Genomic DNA, 14507 nt, shown 5'->3' with positions numbered 1-14507 from the left:
TTTTATTACCTTTTTTGTTCACATATTTGTTCCTCCAAAATGAGAGTCTTTAAAACTTATTAAAGAAGTATTCATTTTCATTATTTATTTACACTAACTAATAAAATTAAAAAAAACTATGGGTGAAACTGCGCAATCAGTTTGGGTAAATTGTCTTTCATTTATTCAAGATAATATTACTCCACAAGCCTACAAAACGTGGTTTGAACCTATCAAAGCGGTTAAATTAACTGATAATGCGTTAAGTATTCAAGTACCTTCTAAGTTTTTTTACGAGTGGTTAGAAGAGCATTATGTAAAACTTTTAAAAGTATCTCTTACTAGAGAACTCGGTGAAAATGCCAAACTAGTCTATGTGATTAGAATGGAAAACACTTACGGTAACAAACAACCTTTTACCGAAAAGATTCCTAGTTCACAGCGTACACAAATTTCTTCACAAGATATTGACAGTCCGTTAAGAAATAAAAGTCCAGAGTTAAAAAATCCATTTATTATTCCGGGAATAAGAAATGTAAAAATTGACTCTCAACTTAATCCTAATTATAGTTTTGATAACTTTCTAGAAGGAGATTCTAACCGATTGGCTCGAAATGCTGGTATGGCAGTCTCTAATAAGCCTGGAGGAACATCATTTAATCCTTTATTGATTTTTGGAGGTGTAGGATTAGGTAAAACTCATTTAGCTCACGCCATTGGTGTTGAAGTAAAAGACAAATATCCAGAGAAAACTGTTTTATATATTTCTGCAGAAAAGTTTACGCAGCAATACATAGAATCCGTAAAGAAAAATAATAGAAATGATTTTATTCACTTCTATCAAATTATAGATGTTCTTATCGTAGATGATATTCAATTATTATCGGGTAAAGCAGGAACACAAGATGTCTTTTTTCACATTTTCAACCATTTACATCAAAATGGCAAGCAAGTTATTTTAACGAGTGATAAAGCACCCGTAGATATGCAAGATATTGAGCAACGCTTATTATCTCGTTTTAAATGGGGCCTTTCGGCGGAATTACAACATCCAGATTTTGAAACACGTGTTTCTATTATCAAAAACAAACTTTACCGTGATGGTGTAGAAATGCCTGAAGATATTGTAGAGTATTTAGCTAATAATATTAAAACGAATATTAGAGAGCTAGAAGGAGCTATAATTTCATTAATCGCTCACTCTTCTTTTAACAAGAAAGATATCACCATCGATTTGGCCAGAAAAATCGTTGAGAATTACGTTAAGAACACTAAAAAAGAAGTTTCTATAGAATACATACAAAAAGTAGTTAGTGACTATTTTCAAATGGATGTAGAAACGCTTCAGTCAAAAACAAGAAAGAGACATATTGTTCAAGCTAGACAGTTAGCTATGTTCTTTGCAAAAAAATTGACCAAAGCTTCTTTAGCTAGTATTGGTACACAAATAGGAAAAAGAGATCATGCTACCGTATTACATGCGTGTAAGACTGTAAATAACCTTTCTACTACAGATAAGCAGTTTAAAAAGTTTGTAGAAGATCTTAATAAAAAACTAACGCTGTAAAATGAAAACTAAAGTGTTGATGGTTTGCTTAGGGAATATTTGCAGGTCTCCACTTGCAGAAGGACTTTTAGCTTCTAAAGTAGATCAAGAGAAAATTCAAGTAGATTCTGCAGGAACCTCAGATTACCACATAGGCCATAGTCCAGATAAGCGCTCTATTGCTGTTGCCAGCACTAATAAATTAGATATTTCTCAACAAAAAGGAAGACAGTTTACTAAAGAAGATTTTGACACTTTCGACTATATCTTCGTTATGGATAATTCTAATTATGATGATGTCATCAAATTAGCTCGCAATGACGAAGACAAGCGAAAAGTAGAGCTTATCCTCAACAAAATTTTCCCTCATGAAAATGTAGATGTTCCAGATCCTTATTACGGAGGAGAGCACGGTTTTAAGAATGTTTACGAAATGCTCGACGAAGCAACTTCTATTATTGCTAAAGAAATTAGTTAATAATAGGGTTCTTTTTTCGTAAATTTAAGCAAATCATAAAACCTTTATCATGAAAAAATTTTACTTTTTTTTTATCGTGTTATCTTTTGGTTGGGTTGCTGCACAAGAAGATGTTAATATTCAACAAATAGCTACAGGCTTCAACTCTCCCGTAAATATTCAAAATGCCGGGGACGACAGACTTTTTATTGTAGAGCAAAACGGAGTTATTAAAATTTTAAATGACGACGGATCTACAAATTCAAATCCATTTTTAGATATTTCCTCGCAAGTTTCTTCGGGTGGAGAACGCGGACTTTTAGGTTTAGCTTTTCACCCTAATTATCAAAATAACAGATTATTTTATCTTTATTACACCAATCCTTCTGGAGATTCGGTGCTTTCTCAATTTGAAACGAGCTCTATAGATCCCGATGAAGCTATTCCTGCTTCAGAAAATGTAATGCTAGTAATTACACAACCTTTTAGTAATCATAATGGGGGTTGCATTGCTTTTGGAGATGATGGTTTTTTATATGTCGCTACTGGCGACGGTGGAAGCAGTGGCGACCCCAACGGGAATGCACAAAATCTAAATTCTCTATTGGGTAAAATTTTAAGATTTGATGTAGATGTTTCAGCACCTTTTATTCCTACCAATAATCCTTACGTAAATGATCCCAATGCCTTGGATGAAATTTATGCCTACGGATTACGAAATCCTTGGAAATTTTCTTTTGACGAAACTACGGGTGATGTTTGGATTGCAGATGTTGGACAAAATCAATTTGAAGAAATTAATAAATCTGCTTCCGCGGAAGCGATAAATTATGGATGGCGATGCTATGAAGCTTCAAGCAATTTCAATACAACAGGATGTGATCCCCAAAGCACGATGGAGTTTCCTTTCGCTGAATATTCTCATACAGCCACCAGCGTAAGTAAATGCTCCGTTACAGGAGGTTATGTATACAGAGGAAGTGAATTTCCTAACTTAACTGGAAAATATCTTTTCGCTGATTTTTGTAGCGACGAAATAGGAACGGTAGACTCTATGGGTAATATCACCTATTTTGGCCCATTCTCAGGAAATGGCTTTTCTACTTTTGGAACCGATCATCAATCCAACCTCTATATCTCAGGATTAAGTACAGGTACGATTTACAAAATAGTTGATGACAACCTTTCCGTAGACATTTCTCATCAAAAGAGAATAAACATTTACCCTATTCCTACACAAGGTGTTATAAATATTGAAGCGCAGGAAATAATTAAAAAAATTGAGGTTATTTCCTTCACAGGAAAAGTTATCAAAACCACATACCCTAACAAGAAAAACACAAGATTATCTGTAAAGTTCGCTTCTGGAGTTTACTTTATAAAATCTACTTACCTTGACGGTAAGCATCAAGTAGATAAATTTATCGTTCAATAATATACAATGACAAATACTCAAAAAGGTAAAATATTTTTAATTCCTGCTCCATTAGGTGAAAATGCTCATGCCGAAACCATGCCTATTTCCGTAAAGGACAAAATAGAAGAATTAGATTATTTTATTGCCGAAAATGAAAAAACAGCAAGACGATATATAAAACAAATAAGTCCAAATAAATCTCAGCCTAATCTTAAATTTTGGATTTTAAATAAACATACTGAATCTTCTGAGATTCCTAGTTTTTTAAACGCTTGCCTTGACGGAATTGATATGGGGTTATTAAGCGAAGCTGGATGTCCCGGTATAGCAGATCCTGGTGCAGAAGTAGTGAGAATTGCACATGAAAAAGAGATACAAGTTGTCCCTCTCGTTGGACCATCATCAATTTTACTTACAATGATGAGTAGCGGACTAAACGGACAAAATTTTGCCTTTCACGGATATCTGCCCATAGATAAAAATGAAAAGAAACAGCATATTAAACGCTTAGAAAGAATTTCTTTAGAGCAAAATCAGGCGCAGATTTTTATTGAAACACCCTATAGAAATGAAAAGTTTTTTGAAGATTTAAAACAGAATCTTCATCCTTCTACCAAATTATGTATTGGTTGTGAAGTGACTCAAAAAAATGAATATATTAAAACGAAAACTATAGCCGAGTGGAAAAAAATAAAGCCGGATTTACATAAAAAACCGGCTATATTTATTTTTCAAAAGGAATAATTATAAAACTCCTTCGTATAATTTTCTTTTTACTTTAGCTTTCGCTTTTCTATTAGGAGAAACAAAAGAAGTATCGTAACCCTTAAATTTATTAAGGTAGTATTTTATACTGGTTCCAAAAGCATCAGAAAAACCTTGCACTCCTCCACTTCTTAAGTATTTCTTTACACTTCCTGGACCTGCTAGGTGTGCTGCTGCTAAAATACCAGATTCGGTAATCTTTATACCATTTAAGGTCTTACCTACATATTTTGCAATATCCTTACGTAAAATCCATTTATTTCGAGATGCGTTTGCATAAAATGCAGCTTCTTGCAATTCTGGATTGTTTAAGAACGCTTCGGCATCATAAATACCGATAAGGTTGAGTGTACCGATACCAAATTGATACTTCCCTAGATAACCAAATTGATTAATCACTTGGTAATCTCCTCTAGATTCTTTAAAAGCTACAGCTTCTTTAAAACCTAGGTAACTTTTTTTAAGAACAGGATAGAAAATTGCTTCTTCTACCTCGTTCAAAATTTCATTGTTCATTTTTACAGTGTAAGCTTCTGGTAAATTTGTAGTGCTTACACTTGCAGTTATAGCTTCTTCTTTGTTCGAAAAACTTAAAAAAATCAATGCTCCTATTGCTGGTAGTATTGATATTTTTGCGATTTTTTTCTTCAAATCAACTTGTTTCTAAAGGACTTGTATATGTCTTATGACAGCCTTTAATTTTGCGGTGCAAAGATACAACATTTATTAAATACAAAACAAACCAAATGTTAAACTTTACTAAAAAATTAAAAATTATATAAAAACCTTATTTACAGATACATATAAAACAAAAACTCAATAAAACTAATGCTTTACACTACAACTAAACTCGGAATTTCTTCTAGTTTTCAGATTTAAATCATTTAAAATTATCATTTCTTTATGATTCTTGAATTGGTTTTCAAGTTTATATAATAACAAAATCCCCTCTTCTAACTAACTCAATAAACTTATCTTTGTACTCTAATTAATAGAAATTTTTACAATCAAATTCTTATCATACTTAGGAATTGTAAAACTTATTAATAAACTCAAAATGGAAAACTTCATTAAAACCACAGAAAAAAATAGCAATCATAATCACCTTGAAAAAATGTCAATAGGTGATTTGCTTTCTAAAATCAACCAAGAAGATCAAACTGTTCCATTAGCTGTACAAAATTCTTTACCCCAAATAGAGGAACTTACTAAACAGGTAGTTTTAAAACTAAAAGATGGAGGTAGGCTATTTTATATAGGTGCAGGTACAAGTGGTAGATTAGGAATTTTGGACGCTAGCGAATGTCCACCGACTTTTGGAGTTTCTAAAGATTTGGTGGTTGGTATTATTGCTGGTGGCGATAAAGCAATAAGAGATGCTGTAGAAAATGCTGAAGACAGTAAAGAACAAGCAATTCTTGATTTGCAAGAACATCAAATCTCCTCCAAAGATATTCTTATAGGAATTGCAGCCTCGGGCACAACTCCCTACGTAATTGGAGCGGTTGAATGGTGTAATCAACAAAACATTATTACAGGCTGTATCACTTGTAATGCTAAAAGTCCGTTATCTTTGGTAGCAAAATTCCCTATCGAAGTTGTAGTAGGACCAGAATTTGTCACAGGAAGCTCTCGAATGAAAGCAGGAACTTCACAAAAATTAGTTTTAAATATGATCTCTACTAGCAGTATGATTCAATTAGGTCGTGTGAAAGGCAATAAAATGGTAGATATGCAACTTAGTAATGACAAACTAGTTGAAAGAGGGATTAAAATGATTATGGAAGCTACACAAGCAACATATAAAATAGCAAATGAACAATTACGTTTCCACGGAAGTGTGAGACGAGCTGTTGAAAATATATTAGAAAATGAAAAGAACTAACAAAGAGGTACTATTTAAAGGTTTAAGGTATTTGGCTGGCGCAATGCCACTTATTTTTTTAGGTCCTTCTATTTTATATAGCGCCTTTAATAATAGAGAACATCCTTTATATATCGCCGTACTTATTTTAGGAATTATAGCCTGCGGAGGAGCTATTTTTTTAATTTTTAAAGGCATAAATACTTTAATGAAAGCTTTATTTGACTCATAAAAAAAGCTCCCAAATTGGGAGCTTTTTTTATAGAGTTATATATTATTTACTGACTAATGGTTAAAGGAACATCTTCAAACTCACCTTCAGTAATACTTACTATTTCAATTTCTGTAGATCCATCTTCTAGCTCTACCTCTCTTTCAGCTTGAAATGAGAAAGTTCCAGAAACTAATAATCCATCTTCATCATAATCTGTTACCTCCAAAGAACCTGTAGAATTAGACGGCATGGTACTGTAAGGAGCTTCTTGACCGTTTAAAATAGAGTACATCGCATAACCGTCTCCTTCAGAAGGGTCAGAAAGCTCAAATGTTCCTGTAGTATTATCGATATAAGCTACAGAGATTGAAGTCCCATCAATAGAAGTTCCTGAAATGCTTGTTTGTACTAATTCTCCGTTTATAAGGGTTATAGCTAACGCCCCATCTGCAATAAACTCTTCACCATCAATTAACGCTTTAAACGTGTAATTAGAACTATTATTAGGGTTGCTAGGAATAGTAGCTTCAAACTCACCTTCTAAAGGTTCATTATCACAACTAACAAAAGAAACAATAGCCAATAGCAAGATAAGGGGTCTAAATAGGGTCATATTTTTCATTCTAATATTATTTATTTGGGAAAGACAAACTTAACTAAAATTATTTAATTTTAACACTTTGTTTTGGAACTCGTAAAAGAAATATTACTCCAAGTACAAAAAACACAATAAAAAAGAGAATGGTAGTTCTTATACTTCCTGTTTTTTCAGCAATAAAGCCATAAGAAAGCATTCCTATAACAATTCCTATTTTTTCTGAAACATCATAAAAACTAAAATAAGAAGCTGTATCTATAGCATTTTCAGGTAATAATTTTGAATATGTAGATCTAGATAAAGATTGTATTCCCCCCATCACCAAACCTACAAAAGCAGCAGTAATGTAAAACTGAACAGGAGTTTCTATGAAATACGCAAAAGCACAGATGGCTATCCAAATAAGGTTTAAACCGATTAAAACCTTAATATTACCTAATTTAGAAGATAATCTCGAAGTTAATGTGGCTCCTAGAACAGCTACTAATTGTATTAGTAAAATACTAATAATTAATCCTGTGGTAGCATCTTGTGTACCCCAATCTAATTCTTCAATACCAAAATAAGTAGCTATAAGCATAATCGTTTGTACTGCCATGCTATACATGAAAAAAGCATATAGATACCTTTTTAACTGTAAATTCTCTTTAATCTTAATCCAGATTTGTTTTAGCTCTTTAAAACCATTAAAAACTACATTTCTTGTCAGTTTTTGTTTCTTATTTCCTTGCGGAAGATAATAATAGGTATACTGGCTAAAACCAATCCACCAAACTCCTGTAAGGATAAAAGAAAGTCGAGTTGGCAAGCCTTTATCTTCGAATCCAAAAGTTTCATACATTAAGATCATCGCTAAACAAATCAGTAATAAAATAACGCTTCCTATATATCCTAAAGAATAGCCTTTAGCACTAATCTTATCTTGTTGATTTGGAAAAGCAATATCTGGAAGGTAAGAATTATAAAAAACAATACTTCCCCAAAACCCAATCAATGCTAAATAATAACACAATAACCCAAACCATAAATGATCAAGATTAAACCAAAATAAACCAATACAAGAGATAGCTCCCAGATAACAGAAAAACTTCATAAAGCTTTTCTTATTTCCTACATAATCTGCAATTCCACTTAAAAACGGACTCAAGATTGAGACTGTCAAAAAAGCAAAAGCAGTCACATAACTTATGAGCGTGTCATTGTTCCATTCAAAACCTAAGAAACTTACTTGATCTGTAATTACATTTCCATCTTCATCTTTCAAAATAGTTAATGCCCCGTAAAAAATAGGAAACACCGCTGAAGAAATCACCAAGTTGTAAACCGAATTAGCCCAATCATAAAACGCCCAAGCGTTTAATAATTTTTTGTTCCCTTTGGGTAGCTGTTGCATTTTTCTTAATTTTTTCTAAAAATAGAAAAACCTTTCTAATTGAATAGAAAGGTTTTTTAAAAAAATGACTTTTATTTAATACCAATAAGATTTTAAAATTATAGATAAAAATGTTCGTTAAACTATCAATAGCGCTTTCGCGGAATTATCGCTGTAATAAAGCTATAGCCTATCAATAAATTATTAAGCATTAACGCTATACATTTTATCTCTTTGCTCTTTAATCTTTGAATCACTCATATACTCATCAAATGTAAGGTAACGATCTATTACTCCATTTGGAGTTAATTCTACAACTCTATTACCAACTGTTTGAGAAAACTCGTGATCGTGAGTAGTAAACATAATGGTACCTTTAAAATTCTTAAGCGAATTATTAAAAGCTGTAATTGACTCTAAGTCTAAGTGGTTCGTAGGTTCGTCTAACATTAATACGTTAGCACGCATCATCATCATTCTACTTAACATACAACGCACTTTTTCTCCTCCAGAAAGTACTTTAGCTGTTTTTAAGGCTTCTTCACCACTAAAAAGCATTTTACCTAAGAAACCTCTAATATGAACTTCCTCTCTTTCTTCTTCTGTTTTAGCATATTGTCTTAACCAATCTACTAAAGCAAGGTCTTCTTCAAAAAATGCTGCATTATCTAAAGGTAAATAAGATTGGTTTGTAGTAATTCCCCATTGAAATTTCCCACTTACAGCTTCTTGCTTACCGTTTATAATTTCATAAAAAGCAGTAGTAGCACGAGAATCTCTAGAGAAAACGACTACCTTATCGCCTTTATTAAGATTAATATCTATATTTTTAAATAGAGTTTCTCCTTCTATAGAAGCTTCTAAGCCTTCAATATTTAAGATTTGATCTCCAGCCTCTCTTTCTCTTTCAAAAATAATAGCAGGATATCTTCTACTAGAAGGCTTAATTTCTTCAATATTTAATTTATCAATCATTTTCTTACGCGAAGTAGCTTGTTTAGATTTTGCTACGTTGGCACTAAAACGCTGAATAAATTCTTGAAGTTCCTTCTTTTTCTCTTCGGCTTTTTTGTTTTGTTGTGAACGTTGTCTTGCTGCTAATTGTGAAGACTCATACCAAAATGAATAATTACCGCTAAAATGATTAATCTTACCAAAATCGATATCTGAAATATGAGTACAAACCGCATCTAAAAAGTGACGGTCGTGAGAAACAACAATTACCGTATTGTCATAATTTGCTAAGAAATGTTCTAACCAAGAAATAGTTTCATAATCTAAATCATTGGTAGGCTCATCCATAATCAAGACATCTGGATTTCCAAATAGTGCTTGTGCTAATAACACACGTACCTTTTGCTTACCATCTAAGTCTTTCATAAGGGAATAATGCAAATCTGCTTTAATACCTAAGTTTGAAAGTAAAGAAGCCGCATCACTCTCTGCATTCCAACCGTTCATTTCTTCGAAGGTTACTTGTAGCTCCCCTATTCTATCAGCATTTTCATCGGTATAATCCGCGTAAAGCGCATCCATTTCTGCTTTAACTTTGTATAAAGGCTGATTTCCTTTTAACACAGTTTCTAAAACAGGATGCTCATCATATAAATTATGATTTTGTTCTAACACAGACATACGCTTGCCAGGCTCTAAATGAACGTGACCTGAAGTAGGTTCAGATTTTCTAGAAAGTATCTTTAAAAATGTAGATTTTCCTGCTCCATTTGCTCCTATAATTCCGTAGCAATTGCCCTGTGTAAAAGTAGTGTTCACTTCATCAAAAAGAACCCTCTTTCCAAATTGAACCGATAAATTAGATACTGATAACATATTTCTCTTAAAATTTTGGCAAAAGTAACTAATAAAAACTACATCAAGAAAGATTAACTTTTCATCTTTTCCTTTTAACTACTAATTAACAAACTAAGATTCTACATACTCTATATTTGTCTTTGGCCAACCCCCATAATTACCCATATTAATGATTTATAACTACTCATGAATTCTAAATTATTATTAACTTTTTCTTTAGTATTATCTCTATTCTCCTGTAAAAAGGAATCTGAGAACACTAATGGCACTTATTTAGCCGGAGAAATTGTTAAAAGTAATTACGATTATATAACTTTAGAAAAGAATAACGAACTCATAGATTCTATTTTTCTAGATAAGAACAAAAAATTCTCGTATACTTTTAACCAAGAAAAATTTTCCCCTGGTCTTTATACTTTTAGACACACTCCCGAAAGTCAAGTTTTTTATATAGAAGAAGGAGACAGTTTACTTCTACGTGTAAACATGGATGAATTTGACGAATCATTAATGTACACAAACGATAAATCTCATGAAAACAATTTTTTGATGGAGATGTATCTTCTTAATGAGAAAGACAATGACCTTATCCTTTCTTATTATAAAATGAGTCCGGATGATTTTGCTAAAAAAACCGATTCGATAAAAAATTTCAAATTAGAAAGGTTAGCATCTTTAAAAGATAAGTACGAGTTTTCTGAGACCTTTACGGAAGTAGCTCATAAAACCATTGATTATGAATATTATGATTTAAGAGAACGCTATGCCTATTTAATCAATAGATATTTTAGTGATTTTAGAAGTGAAATTCCTAATGATTTTTTCGACTATCGTAAAAATGTGAATTTTAATGATGCTTCAATCCAGTCTTATTACACGTATCAACGCTTTTTAGACAATTATCTAAAAAATAAAGCCATAGAGACTTGCATTGATAATGAAACAGAAAATCCCTCTCATTGCTTTAAGGCGAATACCATTGAAAATATAAAACAACGTCTTTATTTGAGCGATAGTTTATTTAAAATTAAAAATATAAGAAATAGTTTTTTGAGCAAAATAGCAAAGAAACAGATCAATTTTTCAGTAAGTGATGGGCAAATTGATTCTACCATTAGTTTATTAAATAAGTTTAATTTACCTAAAGACCAATTAAAGGAGTTAAAAAACTTAGGCAACCTTCAAAAAAGATATTTTATAGGTAAAAATGTTTCAGATGCTAAACTTTTGTCTGCTGATGGGGAAAAGCTAAAATTTTCTGCTATATCAAAAAAACCTGTTATTACCTATACTTGGTCTTTATTTGTAGAAAATCATAAACTACACCACCATCTTATTAATGAGCTGCGAAATAAATATCCCGAAATTACTTTTATTGCGGTAAATATTGATGAAGAAGACACTAAGCTTTGGAAAAAATCAATTGAGAATTTTGGTTACGATAAAGCTTTTGAATATCAGATTAGAGATAGAAAAAACGAACGTTATTTATATAAAAGTTTTATAGATAAAGTTTTAATTATTGACAATCAAGGTAATATTGTTCAAAACAGATTAAATCTCGAGGATCCTAATTTTGAAAACAAGATTTTACAATTTTTAAATCAATAAAAAAAGCGCTCAAATGAGCGCTTTTTTTATTTTATTTAATTGAGTTTTATCCGTTGGTTTTCTTATAATCTGCTAAGAATTTTTCTAAACCAATATCCGTCAAAGGGTGTTTTAACAAACCTTCAATAGAACTTAAAGGTCCAGTCATCACATCTGCACCAATTTTAGCACAATCTATTACGTGCATCGTATGTCTTACTGAAGCAGCCAAAATTTCGGTTGCAAAACCATAGTTATCATAAATAAGTTTAATCTCACTAATAAGACTTAATCCGTCACTAGAGATATCATCTAATCTTCCTATAAACGGAGAAACATAGGTAGCTCCTGCTTTTGCTGCTAACAATGCTTGACCAGCAGAAAAAACTAATGTACAATTGGTTTTGATTCCTTTATCACTAAAGTATTTAATAGCCTTAATCCCATCTTTGATCATAGGAATCTTTACAATGATTTGATCGTGTAAAGCAGCAAGCTCTTCACCCTCTTTAACCATAGTATCAAAATCTGTTGCAATCACCTCTGCACTCACATCTCCATCTACTATCTCACAAATATCTTTATAATGTTGTAAAATATTTTCTTTTCCAGAAATACCTTCTTTTGCCATTAAAGAAGGATTGGTAGTTACACCATCTAAGACTCCTAAATCTTGAGCTTCTTTAATCTGATCTAAATTTGCTGTGTCTATAAAAAATTTCATGTTGATCTGTTTTTTCCGTAAAGTTATAGTTTATAATGATTCATAAGCATTTTTTCATACATTTTATCGGGCAAAATATGCTTTAAAGCTATACTGGCTTTCTGTAACCATTCTCCTACTTTATAGTGTATAGTAGGATTTTTTTCTTGCATTACTTCATATACTTTTTTTGCCATTACGATAGGATCTTCACCACTGCTTACGTGCTTATCCATTATTGCTAACGTATTTCCATAATTTTTCTTGTAAGGAGAATTCTCTTTTACAGGAGCGTGATACCTCCCAGCCGCAATATTGGTGGCAAAATCTCCAGGAGCAATGTTCGTCATTTTAATTCCGAACTCTTTCAACTCCATTCTAAAAGCTTCTGTAGTAAGTTCTAAAGCTCCTTTGGTAGCAGAATAAATTCCGCGATAAGGCAACCCCATATAACCCGCAATCGAGGTTATATTAATAATAAAACCGCTTTTTTGTGCCCGCATACTTGGTAACACAGCCTTAATCACTTTTATAACACCAAAATAATTGGTGTCAAAAACTTTTTTAATTTCTTCGTCTGGTGTTTCTTCAATAGGACCTGTAATTCCCATTCCAGCATTATTGATAAGAAAGTCTATTCTTCCTTCTTTTTCTAATATTTTCGCTACAGCGGAAGAAATAGTTTCTGAAGAGGTTACATCTAGAGCTACGAAATGTATTCCATTGAGCTCTTTATGCTTTGGGTTTCGGCTAGTACCGTAAACTTTATAGTCTTTTTGATGTAAATATTCTCCTATAGATTTTCCTATACCAGAAGATGCTCCAGTAATTAATACAACTTGTTTTGACATGTAGATTGAGATAAGTGGCAAATATCGACTTTTGAAGCGAAAGTGAAAAAATGCAGAGAAGAAAATTCTTTGAGTTTTGGGTACAAAAAAAGGCAAGCTACCCACATCACACCGCTACGACCGCTTACCCTTGCTGCGTTCCCGCCCTGGGGGATTCAGCAGGAGCTGGTTGTGTGGGACTTGCCGGTGCAAATATACAAGGTTTATCTTTTTTCACAAGCTTTTTTTAAAAGGAATTAACTAAATTAGCCTCACAAATTTAAGTAAACAATTATGCGATTTTATAAGCCTCTGTCAATCATTTTATTAACCTCTACTCTTCTCTCGTGTGGTGATAGCCTAGAAAAGAAAAAAGAATCTATTTCTCTTCAAATAGATTCAAAAAATGAAAAAATACAAGCTGGTGACGCTCTAAATTTAAAATTAAATAACCCAAAAAACATTCAGATTGACTCTGTCCAGTATTTTTATAAGAATCAAAAATTAGGTTCTTCCGCATTAAGCGAAAGTATTTCTATTCAATTACAAAAACCTTTAGGTCGAAATATGTTAAAGGCTAAAGTTTTTATAGGAGGAGAAAGTTTTGATACGCAAAAGGAATTGGTTTTACACCACGATAAAGCTCCTAAAATATATACTTATGAAGTGGTAAATACCTATCCACACGATTCTAATGCGTTTACACAAGGTTTAGAGTTTTATAATGATACTTTATATGAAGGCACAGGAAGAAATGCACAATCAACGCTTCGAAAAGTAAACTATGAAACGGGTGAGGTACTTCAAAAGGTAAAGTTGAAAGATATTTATTTTGGGGAAGGGATCTCCATTTTAAATGACAAAATATACCAACTTACTTGGCGTTCTGGCGAAGGAATAATTTATGATGTAAACAATTTAAAAAAATTAAAAACGTTTAGTTATAGCGAAAGTAAAGAAGGTTGGGGATTATGTAATGATGGTGAAAAACTTTATAAAAGCGACGGGACTGAGAAAATCTGGATCTTAAATCCAGAAACTTTAGAAGAAGAAAGTTATTTTCAACCCGTAACTCACACTTCACTTTCTACCAAACTGAATGAGTTAGAATGGGTAGAAGGAAAAATTTACGCTAATACGTGGCAAAAAGACGGGATAGCAATTATTAACCCTATTAGCGGAGCAATCGAGGGAATAATTGATATGCGTGGATTAAGAGACCAATTAGGGAACAGTAAGAATATAGCTGGTCAAGAAAATGTTCTTAACGGAATTGCATATAACAAAACCACCAAAAAGTTATATGTTACTGGTAAAAACTGGGATAAGCTTTTTGAGATAAAAATTAAAGAAAAGTAAT

14 protein-coding genes and 1 other RNA gene are annotated in these 14507 nt (G+C 32.2%); 8 read left to right on the top strand and 7 right to left on the bottom strand.

The annotated features are described in order from the left end of the window. The first annotated feature begins 118 nt into the window (after nt 1–118). From dnaA to FT986_RS13505, 4 genes are read left to right on the top strand one after another with little or no spacing between them, the layout of a single operon-like run. Complete coding sequence (gene dnaA / locus FT986_RS13520) at nt 119–1546, top strand: chromosomal replication initiator protein DnaA (protein WP_111541012.1); 1428 nt, start codon at nt 119–121, stop codon at nt 1544–1546. A 1-nt stretch (nt 1547) separates the two neighbouring features. Then, entirely contained in the window at nt 1548–2003 is a 456-nt protein-coding gene (locus tag FT986_RS13515; RefSeq protein ID WP_147865506.1) for a low molecular weight protein-tyrosine-phosphatase, read from the top strand. A 49-nt stretch (nt 2004–2052) separates the two neighbouring features. Continuing rightward, nucleotides 2053–3417, top strand: a complete 1365-nt coding sequence (locus FT986_RS13510) for a PQQ-dependent sugar dehydrogenase (protein ID WP_147865505.1) — start codon at nt 2053–2055, stop codon at nt 3415–3417. A 6-nt stretch (nt 3418–3423) separates the two neighbouring features. Continuing rightward, nucleotides 3424–4143 (top strand): SAM-dependent methyltransferase, encoded by a 720-nt coding sequence (locus tag FT986_RS13505; RefSeq protein WP_147865504.1) that lies wholly within the window; start codon nt 3424–3426, stop codon nt 4141–4143. On the opposite strand, the gene FT986_RS13500 is transcribed toward FT986_RS13505, so the two are convergent. Then, a complete protein-coding gene (locus FT986_RS13500; RefSeq protein ID WP_147865503.1) occupies nt 4144–4815 on the bottom strand; it encodes a peptidoglycan-binding protein LysM in 672 nt (223 codons plus the stop codon). Nucleotides 4816–5221: 406 nt separating this feature from the next. Between FT986_RS13500 and murQ the strand changes: the two genes are divergently transcribed. Both murQ and FT986_RS13490 read left to right on the top strand, forming a co-directional pair. Further along, complete coding sequence (gene murQ / locus FT986_RS13495; RefSeq protein ID WP_147865502.1) at nt 5222–6049, top strand: N-acetylmuramic acid 6-phosphate etherase; 828 nt, start codon at nt 5222–5224, stop codon at nt 6047–6049. Next, nucleotides 6036–6260, top strand: coding sequence for a DUF6095 family protein (locus tag FT986_RS13490; protein WP_111541006.1), 225 nt, complete (start codon nt 6036–6038; stop codon nt 6258–6260). Before murQ ends, FT986_RS13490 begins: the two co-directional genes overlap by 14 nt. Nucleotides 6261–6306: 46 nt before the next feature. Here FT986_RS13490 and FT986_RS13485 read toward each other — a convergent pair whose 3' ends face one another. The 3 genes from FT986_RS13485 to FT986_RS13475 all read right to left on the bottom strand — a co-directional run bounded on the left by FT986_RS13485 (nt 6307) and on the right by FT986_RS13475 (nt 10042). Then, entirely contained in the window at nt 6307–6864 is a 558-nt protein-coding gene (locus tag FT986_RS13485) for a DUF6252 family protein (RefSeq protein ID WP_147865501.1), read from the bottom strand. Between the two features lie 40 nt (nt 6865–6904). Continuing rightward, nucleotides 6905–8233, bottom strand: a complete 1329-nt coding sequence (locus tag FT986_RS13480) for an MFS transporter (protein ID WP_147865500.1) — start codon at nt 8231–8233, stop codon at nt 6905–6907. A 183-nt stretch (nt 8234–8416) separates the two neighbouring features. Continuing rightward, complete coding sequence (locus tag FT986_RS13475; protein WP_147865499.1) at nt 8417–10042, bottom strand: ABC-F family ATP-binding cassette domain-containing protein; 1626 nt, start codon at nt 10040–10042, stop codon at nt 8417–8419. Between the two features lie 168 nt (nt 10043–10210). Here FT986_RS13475 and FT986_RS13470 point away from each other — a divergent pair, with 168 nt between their 5' ends. Further along, nucleotides 10211–11635, top strand: coding sequence for a hypothetical protein (locus FT986_RS13470; protein ID WP_147865498.1), 1425 nt, complete (start codon nt 10211–10213; stop codon nt 11633–11635). Between the two features lie 46 nt (nt 11636–11681). Here FT986_RS13470 and fsa read toward each other — a convergent pair whose 3' ends face one another. The 3 genes from fsa to ffs all read right to left on the bottom strand — a co-directional run bounded on the left by fsa (nt 11682) and on the right by ffs (nt 13354). Then, nucleotides 11682–12338 (bottom strand): fructose-6-phosphate aldolase, encoded by a 657-nt coding sequence (gene fsa, locus FT986_RS13465; RefSeq protein WP_147865497.1) that lies wholly within the window; start codon nt 12336–12338, stop codon nt 11682–11684. 23 nt (nt 12339–12361) lie between these two features. Next, nucleotides 12362–13168: an SDR family oxidoreductase gene (locus tag FT986_RS13460; RefSeq protein WP_147865496.1), complete on the bottom strand. Its 807-nt coding sequence runs from the start codon at nt 13166–13168 to the stop codon at nt 12362–12364. Between the two features lie 87 nt (nt 13169–13255). Continuing rightward, an RNA gene (gene ffs, locus FT986_RS13455) (signal recognition particle sRNA small type) lies at nt 13256–13354 on the bottom strand. Nucleotides 13355–13441: 87 nt separating this feature from the next. Between ffs and FT986_RS13450 the strand changes: the two genes are divergently transcribed. Next, nucleotides 13442–14506, top strand: coding sequence for a glutaminyl-peptide cyclotransferase (locus tag FT986_RS13450; protein ID WP_147865495.1), 1065 nt, complete (start codon nt 13442–13444; stop codon nt 14504–14506). Nucleotide 14507 lies beyond the last annotated feature (1 nt).

The organism is Mesonia sp. K4-1, from assembly GCF_008017825.1.
GTDB lineage: Bacteria > Bacteroidota > Bacteroidia > Flavobacteriales > Flavobacteriaceae > Mesonia.
The sequence above is the reverse complement of the archived record's forward strand: the minus strand, read 5'-3'. Positions and strand labels throughout refer to the sequence as shown.

What these genes read in the sequence shown, in the direction of transcription:
- dnaA (WP_111541012.1), top strand. Translation starts at nt 119, where the DNA reads ATGGGTGAAACTGCGCAATCAGTTTGGGTAAATTGTCTTTCATTTATT.
- FT986_RS13515 (WP_147865506.1), top strand. Translation starts at nt 1,548, where the DNA reads ATGAAAACTAAAGTGTTGATGGTTTGCTTAGGGAATATTTGCAGGTCT.
- FT986_RS13510 (WP_147865505.1), top strand. Translation starts at nt 2,053, where the DNA reads ATGAAAAAATTTTACTTTTTTTTTATCGTGTTATCTTTTGGTTGGGTT.
- FT986_RS13505 (WP_147865504.1), top strand. Translation starts at nt 3,424, where the DNA reads ATGACAAATACTCAAAAAGGTAAAATATTTTTAATTCCTGCTCCATTA.
- murQ (WP_147865502.1), top strand. Translation starts at nt 5,222, where the DNA reads ATGGAAAACTTCATTAAAACCACAGAAAAAAATAGCAATCATAATCAC.
- FT986_RS13490 (WP_111541006.1), top strand. Translation starts at nt 6,036, where the DNA reads ATGAAAAGAACTAACAAAGAGGTACTATTTAAAGGTTTAAGGTATTTG.
- FT986_RS13485 (WP_147865501.1), bottom strand. Translation starts at nt 6,864, where the DNA reads ATGAAAAATATGACCCTATTTAGACCCCTTATCTTGCTATTGGCTATT.
- FT986_RS13480 (WP_147865500.1), bottom strand. Translation starts at nt 8,233, where the DNA reads ATGCAACAGCTACCCAAAGGGAACAAAAAATTATTAAACGCTTGGGCG.
- FT986_RS13475 (WP_147865499.1), bottom strand. Translation starts at nt 10,042, where the DNA reads ATGTTATCAGTATCTAATTTATCGGTTCAATTTGGAAAGAGGGTTCTT.
- FT986_RS13470 (WP_147865498.1), top strand. Translation starts at nt 10,211, where the DNA reads ATGAATTCTAAATTATTATTAACTTTTTCTTTAGTATTATCTCTATTC.
- fsa (WP_147865497.1), bottom strand. Translation starts at nt 12,338, where the DNA reads ATGAAATTTTTTATAGACACAGCAAATTTAGATCAGATTAAAGAAGCT.
- FT986_RS13460 (WP_147865496.1), bottom strand. Translation starts at nt 13,168, where the DNA reads ATGTCAAAACAAGTTGTATTAATTACTGGAGCATCTTCTGGTATAGGA.
- FT986_RS13450 (WP_147865495.1), top strand. Translation starts at nt 13,442, where the DNA reads ATGCGATTTTATAAGCCTCTGTCAATCATTTTATTAACCTCTACTCTT.